Annotated in this window: 7 protein-coding genes; all 7 read right to left on the minus strand. The window is 55.7% G+C overall.

Translation table 11 applies throughout. From position 1 onward, the window contains the following. Positions 1-46: 46 nt before the first annotated feature. The 7 genes from FLT43_RS15130 to FLT43_RS15160 all read right to left on the minus strand — a co-directional run bounded on the left by FLT43_RS15130 (position 47) and on the right by FLT43_RS15160 (position 10,824). A complete protein-coding gene (locus tag FLT43_RS15130; protein ID WP_087444415.1) occupies positions 47-883 on the minus strand; it encodes a carbohydrate ABC transporter permease in 837 nt (278 codons plus the stop codon). Further along, a complete protein-coding gene (locus FLT43_RS15135; protein WP_087444416.1) occupies positions 883-1,758 on the minus strand; it encodes a carbohydrate ABC transporter permease in 876 nt (291 codons plus the stop codon). Before FLT43_RS15135 ends, FLT43_RS15130 begins: the two co-directional genes overlap by 1 nt. 147 nt (positions 1,759-1,905) lie before the next feature. Further along, positions 1,906-3,180 (minus strand): ABC transporter substrate-binding protein, encoded by a 1,275-nt coding sequence (locus tag FLT43_RS15140; protein ID WP_087444417.1) that lies wholly within the window; start codon positions 3,178-3,180, stop codon positions 1,906-1,908. A gap of 171 nt (positions 3,181-3,351) precedes the next feature. Continuing rightward, positions 3,352-4,314, minus strand: coding sequence for a LacI family DNA-binding transcriptional regulator (locus FLT43_RS15145; protein WP_087444418.1), 963 nt, complete (start codon positions 4,312-4,314; stop codon positions 3,352-3,354). Positions 4,315-4,573: 259 nt separating this feature from the next. Next, a complete protein-coding gene (locus FLT43_RS15150; protein WP_087444419.1) occupies positions 4,574-6,430 on the minus strand; it encodes a hypothetical protein in 1,857 nt (618 codons plus the stop codon). Continuing rightward, positions 6,427-7,728: an efflux RND transporter periplasmic adaptor subunit gene (locus FLT43_RS15155; protein WP_087444420.1), complete on the minus strand. Its 1,302-nt coding sequence runs from the start codon at positions 7,726-7,728 to the stop codon at positions 6,427-6,429. Before FLT43_RS15155 ends, FLT43_RS15150 begins: the two co-directional genes overlap by 4 nt. Before the next feature lie 3 nt (positions 7,729-7,731). Continuing rightward, entirely contained in the window at positions 7,732-10,824 is a 3,093-nt protein-coding gene (locus FLT43_RS15160; protein WP_087444421.1) for an efflux RND transporter permease subunit, read from the minus strand. Positions 10,825-11,215 lie beyond the last annotated feature (391 nt).

Consider the following 11,215-nt stretch of genomic DNA (forward strand, 5'->3'; position numbering starts at 1 on the left):
TTGAAAGGTACCCAAGGCAAGGGAACTATTATCCAAGTCCGTCCTTCTATTTCACCGCACCCGCGGCAATGCCCTTAATAATATACTTCTGCGCGAAAATATAGAAGATGACAATCGGGATGATCGTGAGCGTCAGCCCGGCCATCGCTTGGTTCCATACGATCGTGAACTCGCCGAAGAAGTAGAAGGTGGACAGCGGAATCGTTCTCAGCCCCTTGTCCGCCAAGGTCAGAGATGGAAGCAAGTAATCGTTCCACAGGGCAATTACGTTAAGAATGGCTACGGTAATTGTAATATTTTTGAGCATCGGGAAGACGATTCTCCAAAATACCCCGAACTTGCTGCAGCCATCGATGGTCGCCGCTTCCTCCAGATCGATCGGGATCGACTTGATGAACCCGTGATAGAGAAAGACCGCCATCCCCGAGGCGAAGCCTACGTTCATGTAGATTAAGCCTTCATGGGTATTCAGCATCGGAATATGAAGATGGGTGCGAATCCAGTCCATCACCTGCATCAACGGCATCATCAGCGTCTGGAACGGAATGAGCATGGTGGCGACCAAGGTCATGAAAATGATTTTGCTCAGCTTATTGTCGGTGCGAACCAGCATCCATGCTGTCATCGATGCCAGCACAATGACAAGGATGACGGAGACGAGCGTGACATACAGCGAATTGCCGAAGGCGTTGAAGAAATTCATTTTCTCCATAGCCTCTTTATAGTATTGGAAGCTGAATGAAGTCGGCAAAGCGAGCGCGTTCTCATACAGCTCCGCACGGTTTTTGAATGAATTGACCAGCATCAAATAGATCGGCGACAAAAAGAGGACAGCCAGCAGAAGAAGCAATAGTTCAAGCAGCCATTTGCTCGTTTTCTTCATTAGTACTGCACCTCTCTTTTCTTCGTCAGGAATACCTGAGTCAGGGTAAATACCGCCACGACAAGGAAAAAGAGCACGGCCTTCGCTTGTCCGAGACCGTAATTGCCGTAGGCAAAGATCTCATTGAAAATATTCATCGCGAACATCTCGGTCGCATTGTTCGGACCGCCGCGCGTTAAGCTCAAGTTCACGTCATAAATCTTGAACGCGCCGGACAACGTCAGGAAGAGACAGATGGTGAACGCCGGCATAAGGAGCGGAAGCGTGATTTTGGTGAGACGATGCCACCAATTCGCTCCATCTACCTTCGAGGCTTCAATCAGCTCATCCGGCACGCCTTGAAGTCCGGCCACATAGATAATCATCGTATATCCGGCAAATTGCCACGTGAACACGACAACCAGGGCGAACAAAGCGAATTGAGAGTCGAGGAGCCAGTTAAAGAATACGTTGGCAAGCCCCGTGCTCTCGCCGATATAGCCCATCGCATCGGTAAAGATAAACTGCCAAATATAACCTAGAATAAGGCCGCCGATCAGATTCGGCATAAAGAACATCGTACGGGCGAGATTGCGCACTCGCAGCTTCGTGGTAACAAAGAGAGAGAAAGCAAGGCCGAACACGTTGACGATCAGCACGGCCAGAATCGTGAATTTCAGCGTGTGCCATGCCGATGCCAGGAATCGTTCATCCTGGAACAGTTGAATATAGTTGTCGAGCCCGACGAACACTTTGGGATTGGCCGGAATGCCATCCCATTGCACGAACGAATAAGCAATACCGAACAGGAACGGTATGACGACGACGGTGGTAAAGATAAAAAGCAGGGGAAGCGTAAATAAGGCAAACCATAGCCGGTCTTTCCGCTTCTTCATGGTTTATCCCTTCTTTCCGGTAAAGTTGGAGCCAGCCGCCCTATCACGCTGGAACATGATGACGAGAGTTCGAATAACAAAAAGCCTAACACGGTCATGTATGTGAACCCATGGGTTAGGCTTTTTGTCTTCAAGCTGTGTATCCGGTTATTTGGCCGCCTTGGCCCAGACCTCATCCAGCTTCTTAAGGAACTGCTCTCCTGTCATCTCCTTGCTCAAGAAGAATTCCTGGGCTACCGGCGTGAGGTCATTGGTGATGATGCCTGCCGGGAAGTAGTTGTTCGCCGTCATTAACGTCTCCCCGCTCTGGGTGGCTTCATATACCGCTTGAGACAATGGGTCCATGTCTCCTGCTTCGATATTCGTCATGGCCGGAATGAACTGGAACTCATCTACAATCGTTTTCTTGCCTGTCTCGCTATTGAACAACCAATCCAGGAAAGCGTTTGCAGCTTTGATTTCATCTGCATCGGCTGTCCCGTTGACAACCCAGTAGCTGGCGACGCCTACCGTCAGCTTCTTGTTGCCGTCAATTGGGAGCGGCATCATTCCGATGTTGGAGCCGAAGTCGCCGAAGTCCTTCAGCATCGAGAAGCTCCAGTTGCCTTGGTGCACCATCGCCGTCTTGCCGGTTGCGAAGTCACCCATTTGCGTATCGTATTTGATCTCCATCGGATTTTTCGCATAGGCCTTGATGGCATCCATGAACTTCGCGAATTCCTGGAACTCCTTCGTGTCAGCCATCTTCACTTCGCCCTTGTTCAGCTTATTGATGTAGTCGACAGGATCGGCTTGCAAAGCGAACGGCGTATTGATGATATGGCCAATGAGGAAATACGCCTCTTGAGAAAGAGCAAGACCGTTAATATTTTCGTTTTTGAACTTTTCCAGCGTCTTGGTGAAGGAATCCAGGTCTGTCACCTCGGAAGGATTGACGAGATCCTTGTTGTACACCAGACCGTAGCCTTCGACGCCATACGGAATGCCCGTCACTTTGCCGTCCACTTCCAGCGCCATATTCGGCGCAACATTTTTCGCATACCCTTCATTGCTCATATCATAGAAGTAAGACTTGAACTTCTCTGCTTCCGTACCCGGTCCAATGCTGAAGATGGACGGCCCTTGGTTGCTCGTCAGCTTCGCCTGCAGCTGCGTTGTATAGTTATCGCCGGCAGCGCCCCATACTTCCGCTTCATTCCCGGTTTCCTCTGTATATTTCTGAGCCAATTTCTCTAATTGCTCCGCGATCTCAACCTTGGATTGGAAAATCGTAATCTTCTTCAGCTTCTCCTGCCCCGATGAATCCGTGGAAGGATTCGCATTTTTGCTATCCGTTCCCCCGCCGCAACCTACAAGCGCCGTAATCACGGCCAGCACGGTCAGCAAGCTAAGTGTGCGCGTAATGTATTTTCTCTTACTCATTTTTTACGCCTCCCCGATTAAGATGAATACTTCGTAGTTAAGCGCTTACAAACTCATCTTAACGGATATTTTGTGTGAATGCAATAAAAAATAAGTGAAATAATCTGATGTTTTTATATTCATTAGATAAACTTTAACTACTAATTAGATAAAATAATTATACATTTTTACTTATTTCGTTGTTTTTCTCCATTGAATTGTTGCATTGAGCTTCACCGGCTCCCGATTCGCCTGGCCGCGTATCATCGTAAGCAGCTCCTTCGCCGCCAAGTAACCGCATTCATACCGCGGAATCGCAATTGTCGTCAGCCCCGCCATCATCGCTGCGTCGGTGTTGTCGAAGCCCGTCACCGCAATGTCTTCGGGAACCTTGATCTTATTTTCCTCGAATGCCTTGAACGCGCCGAGCGCCATATGGTCATTCGCGCAGACGAGCACTTCCGGCAGTTCATTGCTGAGAATGATAAGCTTCGCCGCCTGGTACCCGCTCGTCTCGCTGTAATCGCCATGGAAATAATGACGCGAATCGAAGCTCAGGCCATTGTGGTGAAGCGTATCCGTAAAGGCCGCAAAGCGTTCCTTGTGGTCCAGCGTGAAGTCGACCCCGCCGATATAGCCGAACCGCCTGTATCCCTTGTCCACCAGCCCTTGAACCATCTCGCCCATGACGGGATAATTATCGACGACGACACTTTTCGTATTCGCGTAACCGTGGGCAATCATCCGATCCATCAAGACGACCGGGAAATGGGGCTTCGCGTACTCGATCAGGGCTTCATCGCTCATATGGCGATCCAGGCAAATCATCCCGCAGGCGAAGTTATTGCGCATAAATTTTTGACTGGACTTATTCGTGCAAATAACCAAATCATAGCCATTCTCCGTCAGACAATGGTTAATTCCTTTAATAATCTGCAGGTAATATTCCCGATCAAAATCACTGAAAATGAACATTACGGTGCTGCTGCTCACCGCCTTGTTCGAAGAGCTTGAATAGTATCCCTTCTCCATGCATATTTTCAGCACTCGCTCCCGGGTCGCTTGTCCTACATTTTTACGGCCATTCAATACGTTGGACACCGTGGCGACCGATACATCCGCAAGCTCCGCAATCTCCTTCAATCTGCTCTTCAAGCCGCTTTCCCTCCTACAGCACTTGTTTTATCCATGAACCCGATTTTTTGGCGAACCCCTCCCCCTCCTGGCTGCATGGTTAACATTTATGGATTGCATTATTAACTATTTTACTAAACCATTTTACTAGAATACACACTTTTTTTCATGCCGCTAACATGGATAGAGATGATCGCTCCCTCTCTTCATTCAAAAAGGCTGCAAAACCCTCTCAGGTTCTGCAGCCTCGGTGATGCTCTATCGTATTGTGTACTCTTTGTTAACTCCGAATTACCCTGCCCAGGAACCGTTTGACCGGACCGTACGGGGTGTCGAGCGTCTCGTAGAAATTGACCATCACCGGATATCTGACGCTCGCCATGTCGATATTCTCGAAGTAGATATGCTGCTCTCCGTCCGTCAGGCGCGGCTCGTCGACGAGCGAGAACTGCTTCGTTCCCAGCACGCGGCCGCCATGATCCGTCAGCTCCAGCCGGATCTGGGACAAGCTCGCATCGGCCATTACCTGCCGCGCCCGGTCGATATTGAGCTTCAGCTTCAACGCGTAGGAGCTGCTATCCGATTGCGTCATCGGATTGACGTCCCGGATCCATTTGCCATCCCAATTATCGATCTTTAGTCGGAACGGATACATGTCGTACATGAGATCGGATGTGTTATCCAGCGTCGTCGAGAAGCGGAAGGTGTCCATGACGACCGGGTATCCTCTCTCTTCCCGGTTATCGACGAGATGCAGCAGCAGATCCTTGCCCGTCTCGCCTTCCGGCAAAATGAACAGATGCGACTCGACGATGGCGGCATTCGGGATGAGCGCCTTCGGTTCGGCCACCGGCGTGCCGATTCGCTCCCCGCCATACCGCGTCCCGTCTCCGCCCTCCAGTTCAGCATGGAACGGCGGCGGAATGATGGAGGATCCGCTCTTGTTCTCCAGCTTGAACCGGAGAAGCAGCGCAGTGAAGCCGGCCTCCTTGTTCACCAGCATCGTATCTTCCTCGATGGACATCTTCAGCCCTTCCGGGAACAGATCCGAACCGGAAGAGAACTTCATAGCCGTTCGCAGCTTATAGTCGGTCGGCGGCACAGAGGCCTCCGCCTGCCTTGGCACGGCAATCTGAATGCGTCCGACCTGGTACGTGACCGCCTGAGCCGGATCTGACGCATCGGAGAGCAGGAACGTCTCCGGCATCAGCACCCGCAGCATCGTAAGCTGCCGGTTCGCTCCCGTCTCGACGGCATAGCGGAGCTGAACCGCTTCGCCCGGCTTCAGGGCGGGGGGAGCCGGCTGGCCCAGCCGCTTGGCATCATAGATGGCGGTGTCTGACCATGCGGTCAAGGCGAACTCGGGGAGCTTCTCGCTTATATTATTGCGATTCTCCACCCGCAGCGTCACGATGTGCACCGTATCCAGCTTCTCTCGCGCCCGCTCCGTCGTCTGTTCCGGCTTGCCCGAGCTCTTCACGATGCTTAACGGGGTGAAGATGAGCATCGAAGCTCCGGCAGGACCATCCAATTGAAAAGGCTGCCCCCACGGCTTCACCATCTCCGGATCGGTCATCGGGCTGTAATCGTTCTCCCATACGTCCCGGATAGGCATTCCGCCGAGAACGGTCACCTTCGCCGGATAGACCTCCCGGTCCGTCTCCTTCCAGATGAACCGGACCGGAGCGGATTCCTCCGCCAGCGTCCGGCTCATCCAGCGCCACTCCGCGGTCTGGCCCGGCATGAGGAAGCGCGGGCTGCCGGCGCTCGGCTCCATGGCGGCTTCCGCCCCGGACGCCATCCGGACGGCCAGCTCATAGTCGGGGATGCGAACCCGCTTGCCGGAGATATTTTTCAACTGGAATACGGCGGCCACCTGGCGCCCGTTGTCCCGCTGTCCGTAGATGACCCGCTTCACCGTGATCTCGATGCCGTGGACGGACTTCATGAAGGCGGCCCCGTCCGTCTGGATCGGAGCGAACGAGGGGGGGGCGTTCCCGCTCTTCTGCCCCTTCGCTTCCGCCATACCGGACAGCCCCGGCACCGGCACTGCCCCCGTCATCGCCATGGCAAGCAAGCTGACCGCCCATGCTATGACCGTGATTCGCTTCAAGCTCCGCTTCGTCTTCGGCTTCATTGGTTCTCCCCCTTCTCTGGCTGCTGCGGCTTGGCGGATGGCGGCTCCACCGATACCGGCTCATTTTCCTTCAGGCGATGCTGCCCCGTCACGATGACGGTATCTCCTTCCTTCAGCCCGCCCGTCACGGCATAGAGCGTCCCCTGCAGCGGGCCGAGCTCGACTTCCTGCCGGACCGCCTTGCCGTCCTGATAGACAAAGACGAACGTCTTGCTCTCGTCGCGGATGACCGCACTTGCCGGAACGGCCGGCACGAGGCGCTCCGCTTCTGTCTCCAGCCGGATGCGGACCTTCATGCCGGGCTTCAGGGCCCCTGTGCCGTTCGCGGCCCGCAGCTCCACATCATAGGTTCGGGTGCGCGTGTCCATCACCTCGGACAGATAAGCGAGAGAACCTTTATAGGTCTGTTCCGGGCTGCCGGATACATAAAAGGCAAGCGAGCTCTTCCCTTCCGCCAGCGGCAGCAGGTCTTCCGGAAGCTTGGCCCGGACAAGGACCGGATCAAGCTGCACTATCCGGCCAATCGTCCCTCCCTGGCTTAGCATCATGCCAGGCTGCGGCGTCCATTCAGTCAAGATCCCATCTGTCGGCGCTGCAATCCGGGCCTCATCGATAGCCATCCCCGCCTCCAGAAGCTCCAGCCTCGCCGTCTCGAGCTGTTCGCGGGCAGTCGCCTTCGAATCGCTATGCTCCGCCGCTTCCAGCTTCATCTTCCATACAGCGAGATCGATCGACGAATTTTTCAGCTGCAGCTCGGCCTGATCGACGGCTGCCTTCTCTACCGTGCCTTCATCATATCCGTTTTTGAGCCGATTCAATTCCTTCGTCTGCTGCTCAATCTCCCGCTCCAGCTTCGCCATGCTCTGCTTCACCTCTTCTTGGCCTAACCGATCCTTCTCCTCTGTCTGTTCCAATAGACTCTCGGCGCTGCGGATGGCAAGCTCCGCCCGCTTCTTCTTCATGCGGGCGGCGGAGTCATCCAGCCGGGCGATGACCTCTCCGCGCTTCACGCGATCGCCGCGCTTCTTCAGGACGGCGGTAACCTCGCCGCCTCCCTTCGGCATCACATCCATGGAGACGGAAGGCGCGATCTCCGCAATCAGTTCGGCCGGCAAGCCGATCTTCTCGCGCTTCACGACGGCTGTCTTCACGAGCGGAGCCGCTTCCTTCGCATCATCCGCAGGCGCCGCCCCATTCTCCGGCTGGCTGGCGCAGGCCGCCAGCAGCACGGCGCAGGCGGCGATGCCGGCCATCATGCCGAACCAGCGCTTGCGCCGGATCTTCTTACTCTGTCTCATTCGTTACATCCCCTTTCCTTCGGCTTGCTCCGGTGCGGCGGCCGGGAGGACATTAACTTGTCTGCGCTTCCCCCGTCCGATCAGGTCGTACATGACAGGCACGACCAAGAGGGTCAACAGCGTGGATACGGTCAGTCCGCCGATGACGACGACGGCGAGGCCTCTCGAGATCAGCGTGCCATGTCCGAAGCCAAAAGCGAGCGGCAGCAGCGCCACGATGGTGGCTCCGGCCGTCATGATAATCGGCCGCAGGCGCGACACGCCAGCCTCCACCAGCGCCTCCCGCACCGCGAAGCCCGCCTTGCGCAGCTGCTGCGCCTTGTCGATAAAGACAATGGCATTGGTGACGACAATCCCGATCAGCATCATGAACCCGATCAGCGAGGTAATATTCAGCGATTCGTTCGTCACGAACAAGCCGAACACGCCGCCGATTGCGGCGAACGGGAGCGAGAACAGAATCGAGAACGGCGCGCTGGCATTGCCGAATGTCAAGACCATGATGAGATAGACGACGCCGATGGCCGCGCCCATCGCGACGAACAGCTGGCCGAAGCTGTCCCCGATGTTCTCGCTGATGCCGCCCACGGATCGGCTTACGCCTTCCGGCAGTTCCATCCGATCCAGTTCAGCGGCGATATCGGCGCTGATGCCCCCCTTGTTTTTACCGATAATTTTGGCCGTTACCGTCACGACCTGCTCTTCATTCAACCGCTTGATCGACGCCGGAGCCAATTCCCGGCTTACATCCGCGACGTCGGCGACGCGAATCATGCCGCCGTTCCCCGTGTCCATCGGGATATTGCTGACCGCCTCAAGATCCTGCCTGCCGTTCTCTCCCGTCTGGACGGTCAGCGCTCGCAGGCCTTCATCGAATCGATATTCGCCCAGCTTCTGCTCGAACAGCCAGGTGCGAAGCGAATGCTGGACGGCAGCCGGGGATACTCCCGCCTGAAGCGCCTTCTGCGGGTCCAGCCGGATCGTAACCTCGGAGGAAGCTTCGCTTAACGAGTCCTTGACCTCCGTCAAGTCCGGGTAGCGCAGCACGGCTTCCTTGACGATGCCCGCGGCCTGCCGCAGCTTGCCGCTGTCCTCTCCCTTCAGCATGTAGGAGAAATCCTCGCCTCCTCCCGAATCGCCCGACAAGGTTCGCGTGTCAATCTCGCCGCCGGCCGGAACAAGGGACAGAAGCGATTCTTTATAGTCCCGCTTCACCCGCTCGACGTCGGCGTCTTCATTCACTTCGGTATAGATCTGAGCCATATACGGAATCGCATTCGGATCGCCCCCATAGCCGACCAAAGCCTCGACGAAGGTGAACAAGGGACGACCCGCCTTGTCCGATGCGGACCGGAGCTTCGCCTCCATGTCCTTGACGACGGCATCCGTCGTCTTGAGCGATGTCTCGTAAGGCAGCTTCACCGTAAAATAAAACTGGCGCGGCGGATTTCCTTCCGGCATGAATGTGAAGGACAGCTGCGGCACGAGCACGACCATCGTCACGACAAAGAGCAGCGCCGATGCCGCCAGGGTCTTCCAGCGATGCCGCAGCGACCATTCGAGGATACGGCGATACCCCTCTGTAAAGGCGGACGGCCCCGGCTCCACATGGGCCTTGGCATTGGCGCTGCGGAGCACCAGCAATTTGGCCAGCATCGGAATGACGGTCAGCGCGACGACCAGCGAGGCCAGGATGGCGCAGGAAAGTGTCACTGCGAACGGGCGGAACAATTGCCCGGCCGGCCCGCTAATCAGGCCAATTGGGGCGAAGACCCCTACCGTCGTCAGGGTGGACGACGTGATGGCAGTCGCTACTTCCTTCGTCGCGAGCAGGATGACCGACTCGTCCTTGCGGGCCGCCCGCTCCAGCTTGCTGTATATATTTTCGATAACGACGATGCTGTCGTCGACGACGCGGCCGATAGCGATGAACATGCCGCCCAGCGTCATGATGTTCAATGAAATATCGAGCCATTTCATCATCAGCAGCGCGATCAGGACGGATAACGGAATCGACACGAGCACAATCAGCGTCATCCGCATGTTGCGAAGGAACACCAGGATCATAAGCGAAGCCAGTACGGCGCCGACCATGCCTTCGCGCAGCAGCCCTCCGATGGACTGCTTGACTTCATCCGCGTAGTTGTACACCTGCTTGAACGTAATCCCCGGCAATTCGGAGGTCCACCGCTCCATTAACCGTTCGGCCTGGTCCGTGAATTGGACGGCGTTCGCTCCCCCGGACTTATACAGCAATATTCCGATGGCCGGCCGTTCATCCATACGGGCCGCGAACGCGGATTCCCGAATCTCCGCCACGCTTCCCAGTCCGCCGACCGCCAACTGGCTCCCGTCCGGCGCCGTCAGCGGAATCGCCTCCAGCTGCGAGATGCTGCGAAGGCCATTGTCCATCCGGGCGAGCAGCGTGTTCCCGTCCACTTCCACGGTGCCCGCCGGACCAGCAGCCATCGCGCTCTGGACCGCCTCGGACACTTGCGCAGGCGTGAGACCGTTCATGCGCAGCAGCTCCGGGGACAGCCGGATCGCCACCTCCGTCTTGCGCTCGCCGATGACATCCATATGATCGAGTCCCGGCATCGCCTGGAATCCGGGCCGGATCACATGCTCGAAATGATGCTCCAGCTCCGTCTGCTCCATCCCTTCCCCCGCCTGAATGGCGAGGTAGTAGGTAGGAATGGACGCGACGCCGAATGTGGATACTTTGGGGCGTCCCGCCTCCGACGGCAGCTCCGTCTCCTGGAACAGGCTCTCCATGTCCGCCTTTTTCCGATCCGGATCCGCTCCTTCCTCGAACGTCACGACGATCGTCGCCATCTGATCGCTCGAAGTGGAATCAATCGTTTTGACGTGCTCCATCCCGCTAATTTTTTTCTCCAGCGGCTTGGTGACGTCTTCCATGACATCCTGCGGCGATGCCGGATAGTGAACGGTGACCATGACGAGCGGCAGCGAAATATCAGGCATGTTGTCCACCTTGAGGCTGGTCGCGGCATAGATCCCTCCCCCGAACAGCATGCAGCACAGGATGATGACGGCCGCCACCTGTTTCATCGAAAATCGAATAAGCGAATTCATCGTTGTATCTCTCTCCCCTCCTTGTCATTCCCTGCACTACCGCAACGAACGAATTCAAGATAGCAACGAAATATGAACGGAGTATGAACTAGAAAGAAAAAAGGGAGTGGCTCATAGGCATTGCAAAATGAGTGAGGTGAGGAGTCGATAGAGAATGTGGATGCGGGAAAAACGAAAACGCTCGCATAGCTCGCATAGAGGACTGTACAGAGCGAAAAATGGCGGCGCGCAAAACGGTGGCAGCTTGGAGGCTGGGTGAACCAGTGAAATGCTGCATGGATCAGGCTGTGAGAAAGTCCAAAGGATTTTTGGGCACTTCATCAGGACTTGTCTCTCAGTAGAAAAATTTAATCTGATCGAAGTGCCTGAAAACTGCACCATGAAATGTCTA

Origin of the sequence: Paenibacillus thiaminolyticus (genome assembly GCF_007066085.1) — a bacterium.
Classification (GTDB): Bacteria; Bacillota; Bacilli; order Paenibacillales; family Paenibacillaceae; genus Paenibacillus_B; species Paenibacillus_B thiaminolyticus.